Source organism: Rhizobium sp. PL01, from assembly GCF_033447125.1.
GTDB lineage: Bacteria > Pseudomonadota > Alphaproteobacteria > Rhizobiales > Rhizobiaceae > Pararhizobium.
Map to the genome: position 1 here is coordinate 20923 of NZ_JAWQUM010000019.1, position 17905 is coordinate 38827.

At 59.3% G+C, this 17905-nt stretch carries 18 protein-coding genes and 2 pseudogenes; 12 read left to right on the forward strand and 8 right to left on the reverse strand.

The window, feature by feature from the left end; genetic code table 11:
• Nucleotides 1-107: 107 nt before the first annotated feature.
• Both R6X40_RS30275 and R6X40_RS30280 read right to left on the reverse strand, forming a co-directional pair.
• Nucleotides 108-1211, reverse strand: a complete 1104-nt coding sequence (locus R6X40_RS30275; protein ID WP_318418767.1) for a Fic family protein — start codon at nt 1209-1211, stop codon at nt 108-110.
• A 289-nt stretch (nt 1212-1500) separates the two neighbouring features.
• Nucleotides 1501-2641 (reverse strand): annotated as a pseudogene (locus R6X40_RS30280) (site-specific integrase).
• 272 nt (nt 2642-2913) lie between these two features.
• Here R6X40_RS30280 and R6X40_RS30285 point away from each other — a divergent pair.
• The 8 genes from R6X40_RS30285 to R6X40_RS30320 all read left to right on the forward strand — a co-directional run bounded on the left by R6X40_RS30285 (nt 2914) and on the right by R6X40_RS30320 (nt 10002).
• Nucleotides 2914-4551: a Mu transposase C-terminal domain-containing protein gene (locus R6X40_RS30285; RefSeq protein WP_318418769.1), complete on the forward strand. Its 1638-nt coding sequence runs from the start codon at nt 2914-2916 to the stop codon at nt 4549-4551.
• Nucleotides 4548-5465, forward strand: a complete 918-nt coding sequence (locus R6X40_RS30290; RefSeq protein ID WP_318418771.1) for a TniB family NTP-binding protein — start codon at nt 4548-4550, stop codon at nt 5463-5465. The genes R6X40_RS30285 and R6X40_RS30290 overlap by 4 nt, the downstream gene beginning before the upstream one ends.
• The gene (locus R6X40_RS31720; protein WP_412178497.1) at nt 5462-6286 is read left to right on the forward strand and encodes a TniQ family protein; all 825 of its coding nucleotides are present in this window, start codon (nt 5462-5464) and stop codon (nt 6284-6286) included. The genes R6X40_RS30290 and R6X40_RS31720 overlap by 4 nt, the downstream gene beginning before the upstream one ends.
• Before the next feature lie 465 nt (nt 6287-6751).
• Entirely contained in the window at nt 6752-8050 is a 1299-nt protein-coding gene (gene blh / locus R6X40_RS30300; RefSeq protein WP_318418776.1) for a bifunctional sulfur transferase/dioxygenase Blh, read from the forward strand.
• Nucleotides 8041-8388, forward strand: a complete 348-nt coding sequence (gene bigR / locus R6X40_RS30305) for a sulfite-sensing transcriptional repressor BigR (protein ID WP_318418778.1) — start codon at nt 8041-8043, stop codon at nt 8386-8388. The genes blh and bigR overlap by 10 nt, the downstream gene beginning before the upstream one ends.
• Nucleotides 8385-8795: a YeeE/YedE family protein gene (locus R6X40_RS30310; RefSeq protein WP_318418780.1), complete on the forward strand. Its 411-nt coding sequence runs from the start codon at nt 8385-8387 to the stop codon at nt 8793-8795. The genes bigR and R6X40_RS30310 overlap by 4 nt, the downstream gene beginning before the upstream one ends.
• A complete protein-coding gene (locus R6X40_RS30315; RefSeq protein WP_318418782.1) occupies nt 8792-9223 on the forward strand; it encodes a YeeE/YedE family protein in 432 nt (143 codons plus the stop codon). The genes R6X40_RS30310 and R6X40_RS30315 overlap by 4 nt, the downstream gene beginning before the upstream one ends.
• Nucleotides 9220-10002, forward strand: a complete 783-nt coding sequence (locus R6X40_RS30320) for a sulfite exporter TauE/SafE family protein (RefSeq protein WP_318418783.1) — start codon at nt 9220-9222, stop codon at nt 10000-10002. The genes R6X40_RS30315 and R6X40_RS30320 overlap by 4 nt, the downstream gene beginning before the upstream one ends.
• 76 nt (nt 10003-10078) lie before the next feature.
• On the opposite strand, the gene R6X40_RS30325 is transcribed toward R6X40_RS30320, so the two are convergent.
• Nucleotides 10079-10999 (reverse strand): recombinase family protein, encoded by a 921-nt coding sequence (locus R6X40_RS30325; protein WP_318418785.1) that lies wholly within the window; start codon nt 10997-10999, stop codon nt 10079-10081.
• Nucleotides 11000-11878: 879 nt separating this feature from the next.
• Between R6X40_RS30325 and R6X40_RS30330 the strand changes: the two are divergent.
• Nucleotides 11879-12404: pseudogene (locus R6X40_RS30330) on the forward strand (NUDIX hydrolase).
• A 155-nt stretch (nt 12405-12559) separates the two neighbouring features.
• Here the strand turns inward: R6X40_RS30330 and R6X40_RS30335 are convergent.
• The gene (locus R6X40_RS30335; RefSeq protein WP_318418786.1) at nt 12560-13753 is read right to left on the reverse strand and encodes a tyrosine-type recombinase/integrase; all 1194 of its coding nucleotides are present in this window, start codon (nt 13751-13753) and stop codon (nt 12560-12562) included.
• A gap of 69 nt (nt 13754-13822) precedes the next feature.
• Here R6X40_RS30335 and R6X40_RS30340 point away from each other — a divergent pair, with 69 nt between their 5' ends.
• Complete coding sequence (locus R6X40_RS30340) at nt 13823-14020, forward strand: hypothetical protein (protein WP_318418788.1); 198 nt, start codon at nt 13823-13825, stop codon at nt 14018-14020.
• A 44-nt stretch (nt 14021-14064) separates the two neighbouring features.
• Here R6X40_RS30340 and R6X40_RS30345 read toward each other — a convergent pair whose 3' ends face one another.
• The 4 genes from R6X40_RS30345 to R6X40_RS30360 form a co-directional block, all read right to left on the reverse strand.
• Nucleotides 14065-14538: a hypothetical protein gene (locus tag R6X40_RS30345; protein WP_318418789.1), complete on the reverse strand. Its 474-nt coding sequence runs from the start codon at nt 14536-14538 to the stop codon at nt 14065-14067.
• A complete protein-coding gene (locus R6X40_RS30350) occupies nt 14460-14855 on the reverse strand; it encodes a hypothetical protein (protein WP_318418791.1) in 396 nt (131 codons plus the stop codon). The genes R6X40_RS30345 and R6X40_RS30350 overlap by 79 nt, the downstream gene beginning before the upstream one ends.
• 588 nt (nt 14856-15443) lie before the next feature.
• Nucleotides 15444-15761 carry a BrnA antitoxin family protein gene (locus tag R6X40_RS30355; RefSeq protein WP_318418792.1) on the reverse strand — a complete coding sequence of 106 codons (318 nt, stop codon included), beginning with the start codon at nt 15759-15761 and terminating at the stop codon, nt 15444-15446.
• Entirely contained in the window at nt 15761-16006 is a 246-nt protein-coding gene (locus tag R6X40_RS30360; protein ID WP_318418793.1) for a BrnT family toxin, read from the reverse strand. Before R6X40_RS30360 ends, R6X40_RS30355 begins: the two co-directional genes overlap by 1 nt.
• Nucleotides 16007-16013: 7 nt before the next feature.
• On the opposite strand from R6X40_RS30360, the gene R6X40_RS31725 reads away from it, so the two are divergent.
• Nucleotides 16014-16499, forward strand: a complete 486-nt coding sequence (locus R6X40_RS31725; protein WP_412178498.1) for a hypothetical protein — start codon at nt 16014-16016, stop codon at nt 16497-16499.
• A 1066-nt stretch (nt 16500-17565) separates the two neighbouring features.
• The gene (locus R6X40_RS30365) at nt 17566-17871 is read left to right on the forward strand and encodes a hypothetical protein (RefSeq protein ID WP_318418794.1); all 306 of its coding nucleotides are present in this window, start codon (nt 17566-17568) and stop codon (nt 17869-17871) included.
• Nucleotides 17872-17905: the final 34 nt, after the last annotated feature.

The following is a 17905-nucleotide window of genomic DNA, read 5'->3' on the forward strand; positions in this document are numbered from 1 at the left end:
GGATTGGCAGCGATGATCGGCGCCCACAGGAGGGGCATTTGTCCAGCTCGCCCCCGAATGGCCGAACCTTGAATAGATCATCATCTTTGCATTGGCCCTTAGGGGCGCTAACGCAAGTTCAGGGTGTATCGGGCGTGTCGGCGTTCTCCGGTTCGCGTCAGCGCACCCTTGACCACCAGGTCGAGAAGGTCGCGCGTTGTCGTCGCTCGTGAGGTCTGTGTAATCGCAATGTAATTCTCAGCGCTCAAACCGCCCCGGAACCCAGCGGGACCTTCCCTGAACATGCGGGCGATGGTTTTCTCCTGGCGTTCATTGAATTGACCTCTGAACCGGTCGTAAAAATGCGCCTTGGCAATATAAAATGCGACCCGCTTAAGGGTGGTTTGCTGCGCCTCGAGAACAGTTTCGGCGAAGTAAACAAGCCATTCGGTAATATTCATGGTGCGTTGATTGCGTTCTAACTGGTCGTAGTAGGCCTTGCGGCCATTTTCGATGGTGTGAGCCAGTGCAATGAGGCTTGGTCGCTCGAGACTCTGCGCCAGCGACTTTTCCGCAAGCGCACGGCCAATCCTTCCGTTCCCATCTTCAAACGGGTGGATGCTCTCAAAATAAAGATGGCCTAGACCGGCGCGGGTCAAAGCGGGCAGGGGAAAATCACCATTGGGCGCTGATCTGTTGAACCACCTGACGTAAGCTTCCATCTCCTGGGGCACCTGCTTGGACGGTGGAGCCTCGTAATGAATGGTTGGTTTGTCGTGCCGGCCGGAGATAATCTGCATTGCATCGTCATGGGTCCGGTACCCGCCGATCGTTCCGATGTGGCGGTTTGGGCTCATGAGCATGCCATGCCAACGAAACACCGTTGTATGATCGAGCGGAAGAGGCCAGGAATTATAGACATCGATCATCATCTCAGCGATGCCGCGCTCTTGCGGCTTGACCGGCCGACTGTCCGCATCGAGTCCGAGTTGGCGACGCAAGGAGGACTGCACACTCAGACGATCTAGCATTTCGCCCTCGATCTCTGACGTCTTCACCGCTTCGTCGCTTAGGAACTCGATACGCAAAAGATCGCGTTCCTCATCGGTGAAGTGACGAACCGCCCCGATTACTTCGCCGGAAGAAGAAAGAAATCGGTCTTCGAAGTGCGCAATTTGAGCGGCGTCATAGGTAAACTGCGGCCAGCTTTTTTGTGTCCAATTCCAAGTCATGAGTTATAGAAATCTCCGCTATAACTCATGATTATCTGGAATTGTGATTGATAGCAATCTTACCTATCGATCAGGTCGTTCAAGACGCGTGACGGCGAGTTCGCGCGGGGCGATGCATCAGCGCGAAAGCGATCTTGATGTACTCACTGCGTGGGTCAACATCGACTTCGCCGCCTTTTAGGTCGTTTTTCGAGCGTGGTTGAAAGTCTCAGCGTTGCCACTCACCTGAAAAGCCAACGGATCGCACTGCATACGCCGCGTAGCTGTATGCAGTAGTTGATAGCGGCTCTTAAATCATGCGCGCGGCTCGACCACTCCGGCGCGTGGCGTTGTTGTAGTAACTGGAGGCCTGTTGCAGCGATCGGTGTCGCGACTGCTCCATTGCTTCGGGGAGGGGGATGCCGCGGTTGGCTGCCTCGGTGAGATATCCCGACCGCAGTCCATGTGCCGAAAACTCCCCAGGCTCCAGCCCGGCCATTTCGGCGCGCTGCTTGACGATCTGGTTGATCGCACTCGGCTCCAGTGCCCGCGTCGAAACATTGCCCCAACGATCAACCTTCCGAAAAATGCTCCCGCTCTCAACTCTGGCGGCGGTCATCCAAGCATTCAGCGCGTCCACCGGCCGGCCTGTCAGATAAACGACCTCATCGTGTTCAGCCCCTGACGTTTTGGTGCGACCCAGATGGATCGCAAGCGAGGGGAGGGCTGCCCTCGACGGTGATTGGCGGCTCGACCGAGAGCTGTTCCTTGCGCAAACCGGCAATCTCACTACGGCGGCGTCCGCCGGACGCAAACGCCACCATCAAAATTGCTCGGTCACGGATGTCGCGAAGCCCGTCGGTGCTGCAGGTCCCGAGCAGCTTGGCAAGGACATCTCCGGTGACCGCCTTGGCGCTCTTGCGTTTCCTCGGCCGCGGTGTCGCCCGCACGGCAAGGCGGATCGCGGATTTTAGCGAGGGGGAGGCGAAGACACCGGTCAGGCCGCGCCATTTCGTCAGCGTCGACCAGCTGGCAAGCCGCCGGCGCACCGTATCGGGCGCATGCGGCCCGGACGAACGAAGAAAGCGTTGCTCGCGCAGGCTCTGCTCGACATCAACTGGAATGCCGTGGTGAGGATCGATGTCGCGCTGTTCGGGCTGCCAGAGATGGTGGGCGACGAATTTGAGCAGCAACGCCTCGGGCGCGGGCCAGGGAAGGGAGGCACCGGTGGCGGCCAGCGACCAGGCCTCCAGATAGGCGAGGTCGGAGGTCAGCGCGCGCAGGGTGTTTTCGCCCATGCCTTCATTGACCAGATGGCGTAGTGTTTCGATGTCCTGGTCGGTCAGCAGTTCGGCCAGTTCGTCGCGGCGGTCGATCGGCAGCACGCTGGCGATGGTGTCGAGTTCATCGGCACGGCGATCGACGGCGGTTTTTGAATGGGATGACTTCATCACAGAAACGCTCCGGATCGCCGGTTTTGACGGCCGAGCGGCCGTGGATTTACCGGATTCTTTCTTGTCGGCATTCTTAATCGAGTGGATTCTATCTCACTGTTTTCTCAGGACAAGGCGTTTTCCCATTTCGCCGGACTCGCCCTAATTCTCCGGACTCCTTTGTCACTCAAAGTGCTGTCGCGGCACTGTTACGATCCCGCGTCATCTTAGCTGTCGATGAAATTGGCGCAAAGCTCCACTCGAACCGTGACGGGATGGGGAGATATAGGATGAACAAGAGACCCGATAAAATGGTGGCGACTGAGGTCGCCTGGACTAAGGCGGTCACTCGCGAGGCGTTGATCCGACCGCTGGCAACGGCGAAGCGTATACCAGCGGTCGGCCTTGCGCGAGTGTGCCGGGAACTTGGTTTGAAGCGGTCGCGTCTCTACGAACTGATCGCCCTTTATCGTGCGGCGCCGGTAGCCAGCTCGCTTCTTGATGGCGTGGCGGGTCAAGAAAAGGGCGGCCGTCGATTGCGTGACGATGTCGAAGAGACCATCGAGGTTGCAATCCGTGACACCTATCGAAGTCGCGAACGGCCGACTGCGAAGGCACTTCACGACCGCGTCCGCCAGCTGTGTCACGAGGCCGGTATCCCCGCACCTTCCTTGAAAGCTGTCAGAGGTCGTGTCGATCAAGCGGACCAAAAGGCGCTGTATCGAGATAGGGAGGGAGCCACGGCCGCCCGCCAAAGGTTCGCACCGGTTGTCCAGGAATATACTGCAGACTATGCATTTCAGGTCGTGCAGATCGACCATACGCTCGTGGACCTTTTTATCGTCGATTCTGTCCATCGCCGCCCTTTGCAAAGGCCGTGGCTGACACTGGCCATCGATATCGCAAGCCGGATGGTGGCCGGTTTTCATGTCAGTCTGGAAAGCCCTTCATCGACATCCGTCGCCCTCGTCGTTCAACAGTTGGTCTTGCCGAAGGAACCGTGGCTCGAAGATCGGCGCATCGAGGCCGATTGGCCGGCCCATGGCCTTCCGGATATCATTCATCTCGACAACGCTCGAGAGTTTCACGGCAAAGCTCTCATTCGCGGGGCGGCAGAACACGGAATTTCCCTCGTTCATCGTCCGGTTCGCCGTCCGCACTATGGCGCGCATATCGAACGGCTGATCGGCACTATGATGGGGGCGGTGCATATGCTGCCGGGTTCGACCTCAAGCAACGTCGCGGATCGCGGCTCTTATGACTCCGAGAAACATGCCGCGATGACCTTGGATGAGTTGGAGAGGTGGCTCACACTCGAAATCACAGGCCGCTATCATGCCGATCTTCATCGCAGGCTAGGCGTGCCCCCGCGGCTGGCCTGGGATGACGGCCTTGCTGATCGTCCATACCCGTTAAGGCTTCCCCACGATCCCGGCCAGTTCCTGATAGATTTCCTGCCGTTTGAAGAACGGTTCGTCCGTAGAGACGGGATCCATCTGTTCGGGTTTCGCTATTGGGACGATGTGCTCAGCCCATGGGCGGGCCGGGGCCAGCGGGTGCGCGTCAAGTACGACCCCCGAGACCTGTCGCGCGTTCAGGTAGAAGGGGCCGACGGCTTCGTCTGGACGGTTCATTTCGCTGATCTTCGGCGCCCGCGTATCACGCTTGGCGAGCATCGTCTGGCCATGGCTGCATTGCGGGCAAGAGGCGTACGGGCCGTCAACGAAGAGCTGATCTTTTCGACGATTGCCGAGCAGCGGCAACTTTTGGCGGACGCTGCAGTGAAAACACGAACCGTGCGCCGGAATGCCGAGCGGAGCGAGCGCGCATTGTTCGCAAGTCGGGATTGCGACGCTCTTCCCGACGACCAGCCCGTTCCGGAACTTTTCGAGGATCTGCCACCATTGTCCGTGGAGGAGTGGTCATGACAGCATACGAGCACCTGCAGCCGGCGTATCGCCAGTATGCCGATCTCGATACCGATGAGCGCATCGCCTGGCTGCGTGCGGATAGATGGCTTGAGACTTCGCAAGCAACGGCGGTGATCAGGCGGCTAGAGGATCTTCTGTCTTACCCTCCGCGCGACCGAATGCCCTGCCTTCTCCTCTATGGTGACACCGGTATCGGCAAGACCAAGATCATTCGGAAATTCCTACGTGATCATCCGCCTCGGTTCGACCGGAGCACAGGCGTCACGACGATGCCTGTCGTTGCCATGCAGATGCCGGCCGAGCCGATCGAGCGCGATGTCTATGGTGAGCTGTTGAGTGCACTGGGAGCGCCGGGTCCCCAGTACGAAGCCGCATGGCGCCTGAAGGCCATTTGCCGAAGCATGATGCGTGACATGGGCGTTCGGATGCTGGTCATCGACGAAATCCACGCCGTTCTAACCGGCACATTTCGCCAGCAGCGAATATTCCTCAACGTCATCCGGTTCCTGGCCAATGATCTGAAGGTGCCCATGATCTGTGCGGGGACGGACCTTGCCCGGCAAGCCCTTCTAACAGACCAACAGCTCGCCGAGCGGTTCGATGCTTTTCATCTAAACCGTTGGTCCAACGATAAGCATCTGGCCCAGCTTCTGTCGAGTCTGGCCGGCATTCTCCCCCTCAGGGAACCATCCGATATAGGCACTGCCGCAGTCCGCCAACGTGTCCTTGAGTTGACCGATGGTGTAACGGTCCGGATTTTCCGGTTGATTGAGACCGCAGCGGTCGAGGCCATCCGAACTGGTAACGAGCGCATTGCCATCGAAAGCTTCACCGGCGGCGAGCTGGTTTTGCCCCTGATCTCGATGACGCGATACTCGGAGCGGCAGCTGCAGAGGCGGATCGCCCGGTGAGGATTACGCCGCTTTTGCCGCTGGCACCGCGGCCCCATTGCGACGAGCTCGTCTCCTCGTGGCAGGCGCGGGTTGCGGTACGGTATTCCCTGCGGAGGGCAGATGTTGACGCTTGGCTAGACCTCGACAGCTCAACCGATAGCGACTTCGATCGCAACCCGGTAAGTGTTTGGAGATGGAGCCGCGCTTGCAGGATCCGACCCGCCGTGGTCGAGGCGCTCGCACTTTCGAGGCATGCTGCCCCACTTGGCTATGTCCTACGGGCCCGATGGCGCGGCATTTGCCCCGCCTGCCTGGAAGGCGACCGGCGAAACGGCCGCGATCAGTACATTCGCAGAAGCTGGTCGCGCGCTGAGGCCGTGGCTTGCCCCATCCACCGAGTTCGCCTGCGCTTCTCCTGCTGGAAATGTTTCACGCGATGCGACTTCCGGTATGAATACCGGGACGGGTTGGCCGAGCTGATTTGCTCCGGCTGTATGAGAGCTGTGTCGCGTGGTCCGCCGGCTCCTTTTGAGCTCCGTCACGCTGACCTGCTGATTGCGACGATGGAGGCGATAGATGATGCCGAGAAGGGAAGGGGCGGGCCAGATCTTGCTGAGTTCGAAAAGGCCATCCGCTTTCTTTGGAGTGATTCCGCAAACAGCGGAAAGCCCGAGATCATCTTCTTCGATGTTCCAAAGCACGCCCGGGCCGGTTTCCATCCCGGTGAACGCGGCTGCGCCATTGACCTGCTTGTCTATGACATGGAGGTCCAACACTCTTCTGACGATGGCGCAGATGCTGGATATTGGCAGCGCGCATTCCGAGTTCGGCCCTCCTAGCGATTGGTTGACGTTCGCCTTCCAGCAGTTTGAGAAAAATATAACTTCTAGTCAGTCCCCGCCCACTCGGCCGTCTACGGGGAAAAAATGCAGAATCGATCTACCGCTTCGATCCAATGGTGAATATTTTAGAGCTGTCGCCGCGATGACGAACGATGAGAGGTGGCACGCCATTTCGATGCTTAGAGGACGTCAACGCTCAATCGCGCTCTCGCGACTAGCTCGTAGTCTCTTGAACCTTCTTGAGGGGTGACGCGCTCCCTGTACTCGCCCTGTAAAACTGCTGCTTCCGCCGTTCTTCGGCGTCCGGTTGGCGCGACACGGTAGCGAGAAAGCTCCTTTGGGGTCGGAGCGCATCTCTTTGCTCCTGAGTCTGCTGCGACGATAAGGTCACTGGGCGGGCTTGAAAGATAAACATTATACGTTATATTAGAATGTATAATGTAATGGACTAAGGAGTCAGTCATGTCCGTCATCAGGATTTCAGAGAAGCTGTCGGTCTCGCCGCAGCCGAGTGCCGGCGACATCGGGTCCTTGCGTGGACAGGGATTCGCGACGCTGATCAACAACCGCCCGGACGCCGAGGACGCCGCCCAGCCCGGAACAGACGTGGAAATCCAGGAAGCCGAGCATTGCGGCCTGTCCTACGCTTATGTCCCGGTCACGCTCGGTACGATCACTGAAGCCGACGTCCGTGCCTTTCAGAAGGCGGTCGATGCGTCCGAAGGCCCGGTGTTCGCCCATTGCAAGTCGGGCACGAGGTCCCTCACCCTCCATCTAATCGGCGAGGTTCTCGACGGGCGAATGGCTGCCGAAGACGTCGTCGAATTCGGCCGCGCCCGTGGCTTCGACACCAGCGCGGCCGCGGGCTGGCTCAAGCTGCATGCCGCGCGTCGTCCGCAAGTGAAGGGCTTCTTCGACAAGCGCACCTGGAGCGTCCAGTATGTCGTTTCCGATCCCACGACGGGCAAGTGCGCGATCATCGATCCGGTTCTCGACTTCGACGAGAAGGCAGGCGCGACAGCGACGATCAATGCCGACGCGATCCTCGACTATGTGCGGGACGAAGGCCTGACCGTGGAGTGGATCCTCGACACCCATCCGCATGCCGACCACTTCTCCGCGGCCCATTATCTGAAGGAGAAGACCGGCGCCAGAACCGCGATCGGCGAACGCGTCGTGGACGTGCAGACGCTGTGGAAGGGGATCTACAACTGGCCCGAGCTTGCCACCGACGGCTCGCAATGGGACCACCTTTTCGCACACGGCGAAATGTTCAAGGTCGGCTCCATCGACGCGAAGGTGATGTTCTCGCCCGGTCACACGCTCGCCTCGATCACCTACGTGGTAGGCGACGCGGCATTTGTCCATGACACGCTGTTCATGCCCGGCAGCGGCACGGCGCGAGCAGACTTCCCCGGCGGCGACGCCCGCATCCTCTGGAAGTCAATTCAGGACATCCTCGCCCTCCCGGACGAAACCCGCATCTTCACCGGACATGACTACCAGCCGCACGGTCGTGCGCCGCGCTGGGAAAGCACTGTGGCCGAGCAGAAGAAGTCCAACGAGCATCTTGCCGGAGTGACGGAAGACCAATTCGTGGCGCTCCGGACGGAGCGTGACAAGACGCTGCCGATGCCGAAGCTCATCCTGCATGCCCTGCAGGTGAACATCCGGGGCGGGCGTCTGCCGGCGCCGGAAGCGAACGGCAAGCGCTACCTCAAGTTTCCTCTCGACGCATTGCAGGGAGCCGCATGGGAATGAAAACTGATTTAAAGAAAATGATGAAGGCGCGGCTCTCTCCCGCCGAGATGGCCGGCCGGGCCGGAGAGGTCGCCAATCTGCTGAAGACTTTGTCGCACCAGGCGCGTCTGATGATCGTCTGCACGCTCGTCGAGGGTGAGTTCTCCGTCAGTGAGTTCGAGGAAAAACTCGACATCCATCAGCCGCATCTTTCCCAGCATCTAACGGTGCTGCGAAACTCCGGGATTGTCGAAACACGACGCGAGGGAAAGCAGATCTTCTATCGCCTGACGGAGGAGAAGGCGGCTCAGCTCGTCGGCGCCCTCTATGACATCTTCTGCGCAAAGGAAGAGACATGAGCACCTATCTCGCCTCATTCGCCGGCGGCATTCTGATCGGCGCGTCCGCGGTTATGTTCCTGCTTCTGAACGGCCGGATCGCCGGCATCAGCGGCATCGTCGGGCGCCTCGCCCAAGGAGTCGGCCTGACGACCAACCTTGCCTTCGTGCTCGGGCTGCTGCTCGGCCCGCTGGCCTATCTGCTGGCGTTCGGTGAGTGGCCAACGGTCGAGATTACCGCGACCTGGCCGCTGATCATCGTTGCCGGCCTGCTTGTCGGCTTCGGCTCGCGGATGGGATCCGGCTGCACCAGCGGACACGGCGTGCTCGGGCTTGCCCGCCTGTCTCCGCGATCGATGGTGGCCGTCGCTACATTCCTGTCGGCCGGCGTGATCGCCGTCACGGTTCTTCGAGGTATCGGACTATGAACAGAAACACCTACCAGTTCTCCGCCGCCCTCATGTCCGGCATCGTCTTCGGTTTCGGCCTGTCGCTTTCTGGCATGCTGAATCCGGTTCGAGTCCAGGGCTTCCTCGACGTCTTCAGTGACTGGGATCCAAGTCTGGCCTTCGTGCTCGGCGGCGCCGTCATCGTCGCTTTCCTTGGCGTTCAGGTCATGAAGCGGATGCGGCACCCCGCTTTCGACGACAGCTTTCACGTACCCACGAACCGGAAGATAGACCCGCCACTGGTCATCGGATCGGCGCTGTTCGGCCTTGGGTGGGGGATCGGCGGCTTCTGTCCGGGGCCGGCTGTCGCTTCCCTGTCGGTCGGCATTCCCCAGACGGTGCTGTTCGTCGTCGCCATGCTGGTCGGCATGACACTTTACGACCGGGTCTGGAGCAGAAGGACATGAGCGCTTCCATGCTCACGGCCGTCGGATCTGGCGGGATCGTCGGCTTCATGCTCGGCCTACTCGGCGGCGGGGGATCCATTCTGGCGACGCCGCTCCTGCTTTATGTCGTCGGCGTCACGCAGCCTCATATCGCGATCGGAACCGGAGCGCTCGCAGTCTCGGTGAACGCGTTCGCCAACTTCGCCAGCCACGCAATCAAGGGCCACGTCTGGTGGCGGTGCGCAGCCGTCTTCTCCGTGCTCGGCGTCCTCGGCGCGCTTGCCGGCTCCAGCCTCGGCAAAGCGATGGACGGAGACCGCCTGATCTTCCTGTTCGGCGTCCTGATGGTCGTCGTGGGCGCCCTGATGCTCAAGCCCAGGAAGCCGACGTCCGTAAAAAGCCGGCCGATCGACCTCAAGATGTGCCTTGTGACGGCAGCCGTGGCGCTCGCCGCCGGAGCGGCGTCGGGTTTCTTCGGGATCGGTGGCGGCTTCCTGATCGTTCCCGGCCTGATGCTGGCGACCGGGATGCCGATGATCAACGCGATCGGTACGTCGCTCCTCTCCGTCGGAGCGTTCGGTCTGGCGACCGCGCTGAACTACGCCGCCTCGGGCCTTGTGGACTGGTGGCTCGCCGCCGAGTTCATTGGCGGGGGCCTCGCGGGCGGCCTTGCTGGCATGATGCTGGCAGTTCGCCTCAGCGCGTACAAGAACATCCTCAACCGTCTGTTCGCTGGGCTTATCTTCATAGTTGCGGGCTACATCTTTTATCGGAACTGGGGGTACATGACTGCGGGATAAATGGTGCACCTATCTTGGAGCATCGGCGCGGTATTGTGACGGACGGCGCCGGATGGACTCAGCGCCCATCAAGACTTCATTCACCCCGAAGAAGCCCGAACCGAAACGCTTCGTCCATCAGTGCTTTCACGGACGAGGGCTGCCACTTTCGGCCGCCGCGGACGGGGCGCTCCCCCATCTGGTCGAGCTGGCCAGCAATGTCGCGTAGCGACAAGGTCGGATCCGCGATGGCGATCGCTGCCACCAGTTTCATCAGGTGATCTTCTGGCGGCCGGCGCGGCGAGCGGGCCAGCAGTTCGGCGTCCGCCAGTTTTTCATGGACCATGCGATGGACAGCGCGGCGTAGCCTCTCGACGGTCCAATCATGGCCCTTGCGGTTGAGGACCCGCACCACGTTGTCCCAGCTGTGCTGTGGCCGAAGCTGCTTTACCGTCGGAAGCCAGGTCTGTGCCGAGGTGATCAGCTCTTCGAGATATGCCTGGTTCTTCGCTGCGGCCGCAGCCCGTATCGCTTCGGGGCGCCGCTCGCGAAGGCCAGGGTTGCCTGCTATCCGTCCCCGCGCCTTGGCTGCCTTCATCCCCGATTTCGTCCGCTCGGCAATCAGGGCACGCTCGAGCTGGGCGACGGCGCCAAGCACCTGCAGCGAGAACATGCCCTGCGGCGTGGAGGTGTCGACCGGGTCGCGCAATGAGCGGAAATGGACGCCGCGCTTCTCCAGGTCTTCGATGACATCAAGCAAATGGCTGACCGAACGCGCCAGGCGGTCCAGTCGAACGACGACAAGGACGTCGCCGGCGGAAAGCTCTTTCAATACCCTCGCGAGAACCGGCCGTGCCCGAGACGCACCCGAACCTTGCTCCTGGTGGATGCGATCGCAACCGGCCGCACGAAGTTCATCGACTTGAGCGTCATGGAGCTGATCGTCTGTCGAAACCCGGGCGTATCCGATCAGTCTTTGGGCGAGGGGAGGGGGAATGGCCTTTATCGCTTTCGCCATTGATTTTTCGACCTGTTTTTAGAGGCGTTTGTACAGATAAGGAATGCGTGAGAAAATGGTCCTTTGCAAGCGTGTTTTATAGGTGACATGCGAGTCCGTAGAGCGCGATTTATGACCCTTCACTGGTATCTGGCCATCCAGCAGGTCGAGCGCGCGCCAGCGGCGATCTGAGGCAGAAACGCTGGAAAATAAGGCTTCTGATGGCATGACGTTCGCTGGTCGGCTCGCCGAGGAACAACGCCGAAAGAAATTCGCTTCGGAGGCTGCGGCGAGTGCGCCTGTAGGTGAGCAGGCCAAGCGCGAAGGGCGAGTTGAATCCGCCGAATTAGGGCGAAATAGCGCCGAGATCGCCGGAAATGTGGGGAATCCGCTGAATTAGGATGGCCGACATTTCTGATTTGCGACTGGAAATCAATCACCTCCGATAACCCATACCTATCGATAGTGATGGCACCGGCTGGATAGACCATGCACTGACGGTGTGGCTTTTACTTCCCGATTTCAATGGAAGCGGTAAGGTGAAAATCGAGCACTTGGTTTTGACCTAACGGCTTCACGTCGGGAGGGGAGGAACTTCAAAGCCCGGAGGCAATTGCCAGATTGATCAGAAAGCGGTGACGTGGCGGACGATCTTTCCGCGTTATCTCCGCGCTGGTAAGACCAAACTGCTTCTGGGCTTAGCGCTCATCGACCTCGTCCGAGGAGGCAAGACCGGCCTACAGCGGACGCCCAGATTTTTTCTCGCGCTTTCAGCTTCACCCTGCTGTCCTCTGTCGCGAAGAAGCAGTGCTCACTGCGGTGTGGATTTCTGTCATAAAACTGTCATAAAACGTCCCGGGCAATTGAGATAGAAAAGAAAATTTGACAGGCTCAATTGTCATGACCTCTGAGAAACCAGGCAGCCCGCCCGCGGCGGGCAACTCACCGACACTGCTCCAGCAACTTGCTCGAACTCCGGACAAGCTGTTCGGAAAAGCATTTAGCCAGCAATACGGTGCTCTCTGCTTTCGCTACAAGGAGGGCGGCCCTGAGATTGAAATCCTGGTCATCACCTCGCGCGAAACTCGGCGGTGGGTCATTCCCAAGGGTTGGCCGATGAAGGGCAAGAAGCCCCACGAGGCGGCAGCTATCGAAGCATGGGAAGAAGCCGGCGCGCGCGGTAGGGCGAAAAAGAAGGCGGTGGGCCGTTACACCTACCTGAAAGATCTTGCTGACGGCAATGTTGCTTTCTGCATTGTGGACCTGTTCCAGATCGAAGTGACTGAGATCAAGACCGATTTCAAAGAGCGGGGGGCAACGCGTTTTAAACTGGGTGAGCCCGAGCGAGGCAGCCAGGCGCGTTCGCGAAATTGAGCTGAAGTCCCTGCTGATCAACTTCAAGCCGAATGTGAGAAAAGCCCGCTAGTGACATCTTACGGTCAACAGCATGTTTTTCGTTAGAGGGCTCTCATGCGCCAGCCAGTTGATGGCTTACGGCTGAATCGCGGGAGCGCGCTGGCGCGTCTGTAGCCCACGGACTTGATAGCGACCTGCTGAGAACTTAGTAAAAGTCGGGCGGATTCACAGCCCTGACGCCTTGGTGAGATTGGTGCGGAAGCGGTCGCGCCGCCGCTGATATTTGCGGGTCATCTCGGCTGAGGCGTGGCCGAGTTGTTTCTGAACATAACGCTCCTCAATGTCGGCCGAGGAGGCAAGACCGGCGCGTAGTGAGTGCCCTGAGAACAGCACCGCACGTTCTCCTTCCGGAAGATCGGAACGGACGCCGGCGGCGAGGGCGGTCTGCTTGACCAGGCGGGCGACATGCTTGTCGGAGAGCCGCTCGACGTCGACAGTCTTGTTGTCCTTGAAGATTCGCCGGAAAAGCGGGCCTCTGGCGATCCGGCCGAAGCGGATCCAGCTTTCGAGGGCAACAACGGGGCAGGTCTGATCGGAGGCGCCGCGGCCGACCTCGACCTCGCGCCATCCGGTCTTGCCGCGCAGCGTCACCAAAACCCCCTGATCCGGAAAAATCTCGATCCAGCCATGGCCGTCGCTGTGGTTGCCATCCAGATGGTCGTTGCGGGCAACGTCGAGGCCGACGATCTCGGAGCGGCGCAGGCCGCCCGAAAAACCCAAGAGCAGGATGGCCCGGTCGCGCAGACCCCGCAGATCATGGCCGAGCGTGTTGAGCATCGCCTTGATGTCGTCGCCAAGCACGGCCTCCTTCTGCCGTGGCGGTTTTGCATGCTTGCGGCGAATGCCGGCAAGCACCGTCGCAATATGCCGATCGGAACGATCGAGGCAAAAACCGCGCTGGGCAAAATTCCAGGCCAGGCCGGAGAGACGCCGCTCGATCGTCGCGACCGAGAGGGCAGGGGCGCTGCGTTTCGGATCGCCGGCAGCGGTGTCAATGACACGGCCTGAGGCCGTGCCTGAGACAGTGCCTGAGGCACAGGCGCCGATGTAGAGGCCGATGACCTGGCTGGAGGGCGGCAGCGGCTCAAAACCTTCCCGGCGGCACCAGGCGGTGAAATGCGAAAAATCCTTGGCGTAGGCGTCGCGCGTGTTTTCGGAACTGGCGGCGTTGGCGTAGGCTGTCGCAGTCTCGACCAGGGCCTCCAGCCGCGCCGGGACCCGGGGTGTCGCCTGCCGGGCGACCGTCACCTGCGAGGCGGGAGGTGAGGCACTCATTTCCATGACGACATTTACGTCTTCGGCCAGAGCGTCCTGGGCGAACTCGTCGATTTTGGGCGTGTTGGCCGGGGGATTTTGCATGATTTGAGAGACTATCATCATATGTCCGGTAATGGAAGGTTACCGGACATAAAACAGTGACGACAGGCCGTGCGGTTTATGCGCGTTTGCGGCATCAAACTGCACGCGCTCTCTACCCTGACCGGCATGGATTCGCTCCACCGATCACCACTCTCGATCCTACTGCGCACTGCCGGAACGTCGCTGATCGGTACCGTTGCCGACATTGCGAGATTTGCCCTGCTCATCTATCTCGATGGCGGGTACGCGGCGGCAGTCTGTGGCTAAGTCCGCGTCGCACGCGTAGTTTGCCGGCTCGTAATCACGGTGGATCAGGGGCGGCGGGACGCTGTCGATACCTTCGTCATTATGATCCGAATATCACCGTGTTTTGCGAGAAGGGATAGTATCTGTTTCTGCGTCCGCCATGCGATCAATCCCAAGGCCACGCCACCAACAATGGCAAGCCCGGAAAAGACCGGGGCGGGGATTTTTCCGGCGATGGGGAGAAGGAGCAGTTCCGGCACAAAACGATGCATGAGGTAGATGTGAAAACCCGCTGCGGAAACCGGCAGAACCAGCGCCTTCAACCATTCCGGAACGGGTACCCTCGGCAGGAACAACAACAGGGCCAGAACCGGGATTTGCATGAAATATTTGACCCTCGTGCCGATCCAGACACTCTCGTAGAAAGCGAAGAAGAAAAACACGGCCGTACCGACCGTCATCAGCAGCAGCCGTTTTGCGGTGGTGTCCGCAAACCCCGCCAGAAAGCCGATGGCCGGGAGATAGAGAAGCCAGGGCAATGTGAAATCTGACGGTTTCCAGCCATTTGCCAGAGTTCGGGAATGATCAGACGCGCAAGCAGCGCCGCGCCCAGCAGCACCAAGCCGGCCGAAAAGGGCGACTGCCTGGCCAGCTTTCGAACCGGTGGAAGGGCGAAGAAGCCGGCAAACACGACAAGCATCTGGCAATAGGCTTCGACGAACCAATAGAGGTAGGGAAGCATCGTGTGCCGTTCCGGATCGGCGAAACCGAAATTGCCGGCCATGACGACCGAGGCGAGCGGCACCTCGCCCCAGGCAACGGCATAGGCTGCGACGATCAGATAATACGGGATCAATATCTGCAGCGCCGATCGGAAGAGGCGGGCGATATCGAACCCGGAAATCGCCCGCTGTTGATTTCCACGCGGAACTGAGCCGGGGGGGGTGCGGATATGCGCTAACCCGGCTCAGTTCCGGGTGGAAATCAACAAAATGCGGCACCCATGTCGGAAGTTCGCAAGTATACTAAGCACATTGACGGTGTGAACTGGATTGTCGCAGAACTCATCCCGGCACGGGATCCGTCCACGACGATATGAGTCCGGTTCACAGGTTCTTGGAATGGAGAGATGGGCTTAACTGCCCGGTTCGCCGATGTCCCGTAATGCCAGTTCCGAACACGCCAAGAACGAGATGTCTCAATCCAAGCTTGGATGCCAATCTGACCGACCTGTAAGGACACACCGGACAACCCATCCGATTAGAACGCAAATGCTGGCGAGTAGAACAGCCGGTAAGGGCTGCCCTTCCAACATGATAGTCAACAGCACCAATACGGCAATAGCAAGCGCGGTCAGGTAAACCACGTTGCCGACACGAACGACCGTTTCAATCCCCCAAGTTTGCACGCCCGAAGTTCGCTCAGGTGTTCGCCAAAGGCAAGATCAAATCCCGGCCGCTTTGCGCAGGGCATCGTTCATTCGAGACTGCCAGCCTTTGCCAGCAGATTTGAAGGCATCAACAACATCAGGATCGAGCCGGATGGTGACCGGCTTCTTTGTCTGCTCAAGGGTAGGGCGGCCGCGCTTGGCAATCTCCTTGTCCATACCGGCCGCTAGGTCAGGAAAGACCTCACGGAATGGCTTTGCCTCAGCAAGCTGTTCAGCAGTCAGCTCTGGATTATCGGAAACCGCATCCCAATCGGCTTTGCTGTAGCCGCGCCCAGGTTTGAATTCGTCCTGCTTCGTATACTTGATAGCCATCAGATCAGGTTCCTTTCGTCCTTACGGGCAGGGCGCATCGAGATAACCGACAGGCCTTCCGTGCCCAGCGTCATGAAGATCACCGAGATCGTGCCGTCTGCGAGACGACCGACTGCCTGAAACCGGCCAGCCTTGGCAGGACGGATTAGCGAACCAAGGAAGAACTCGAAAGACAGGGTTGCGAAGTCGAGACCGTGTTTCTCGGTGTTTGCAATCCGTTTGTGTTCGTCCCAGATGATTTTCATACATTGTATGTACGATAATTATGCAGTTATCGCAAGGATTATTGTACGTACATTGCGGATTATTTGTACCACACATGACCGAGGAGTGACTATCGTTGCCGCGCCCTTCTGGATCACCGAAGAGATCGCTGATGCGATTTGTGATCGCTTGACCGCTTGTCTGAGCCTTCGCAAGATATGCCGAAACAAAGGCATGCCGTCGAAGACGTCGGTGTTTAAATGGCTTGGTCAAAACGCGACCTTCGCTGACCAGCACGCACGTGCGCGGGAGGCGCAGGCTGACGGCCTTGTCGATGAGATGGTGGCTATCCATCCACACCCGACGAGGCATTCAAGGCAGCGAAGGAAGGGTCATACTTCGGCGCAGATATGCGGGCATAGCACCAGCCTGGTAGATCGGCAGCTTTCCCTACGTGCCGAATATCGTGGTCAACACTTTTTGCAATTTCGGTCTCGGCGATGCTCAGACGCTCTGGCTTGGCGATCCTTATAGTCTTGGTCCTCAGCTCGATCAGTGGGTCTCCGATAACCCGGCAATCCCGATCGGGCCTTACGAGCCGCCACCGCTCCCACCGGAAGAAGTCCGGTCGCGATGACTGCGCTAGGGCGCTTTGATTTCAAGACACGTTTCAAGGGAAGCGGCATGAATGCGACGGAAATCAGCGCCTTCATAGCCAGCGTTCAAGACGAAAGCGTCCAGGGCGACATGCAGAATTACTATGACGAAACGCTGAGTTCACCCGTTTGTCACCGTTCGTCGTTGATCTCGCTGGATTTGCCGGAAAGACCCCGTCGCAGATCGACAGCTGGATCGCCTGAAACCCGGTCGCCGCCTGACCGAGAGCGACCGGGTTCATTGCCTTCACGTATCACGGCATGAGGGCAGAGTGGGATATCATTCGGCGGGCAGTTCCTCAATCTGAAAAAGGCGAGGCCTGGTCGCCCAGGCAGGCGATGACAGGCCTCTGACCGGCGTTCGGGAGAGTGGGACCGAAGCCAGCTGTATAGAAACTGCCACGCCGCTCTTTTGTTCTCAAAATTAAAACGAATTTTTGTGAACACCGCCGCTCGACGTCGGGGCGAGGCCTGACTCCGCTGGGGGCAGCGGCAGTTCAGGCCTCTAGCCGACCCGTGGGGATCCAGTCCTCAAGCCAGCTGCTCCACAACGGGCGTCAGATTTTTTAGTTCCAACATCAAAGGACATCATCATGAAAACGATCGCTGACATCCAGCCGCGCTTGCTGGCGCTTGGCTATTAAATAGGCGCGACTGGTGCGGACGGTATCGCAGGCCGGATGACAACGGTCGGAGTGTCTAATTATAAGTTCCAAGCCGACAAGAAAGCTGGATATTCAATATCCCGGCACGGTCCAAAGACATTGGCCGCTCGCGGTGTTGACGAACCGGCCGTTGAACTTCTGGCGCAATGGATCGATCTAGCCAAACGAGGTGCGAGATAACAAGGCGCTCAAGGAGTTGCCCTGGGCGATCCGGCAAAACTGCCGTGGTGCGGCGATTTCGTGGAAACGTGCGTTGCGGTGTCTCTCCCGCGTGAGCCAATGATCAATAATCCCTACTGGGCGCTCAACTGGCTGAAGTTTGGCAACCCCGTCCTGAAGGATAAGCCCGTCATGGGAGCTATTGGTGCGGCAGAGCGCGGCGGCGGCGGGCATGTGTTTTTTGTCGTGGGCCATGACAAGGAAAACTACCACGCCCTCGGTGGCAATCAGTCGAACACCGTCAGCATCGTCAAGATGCCCAAAAGCCGGGTGAAGGGGCTTCGGTTCCCCTCCACCTATCCATTGCCATCGAGTGCCCTGGCTTACAGCACCTATGACGGCAAGATTTCTTCGAACGAAGCATAAACCCTCCCACCATCAAAGGAACCACCATGCGCTG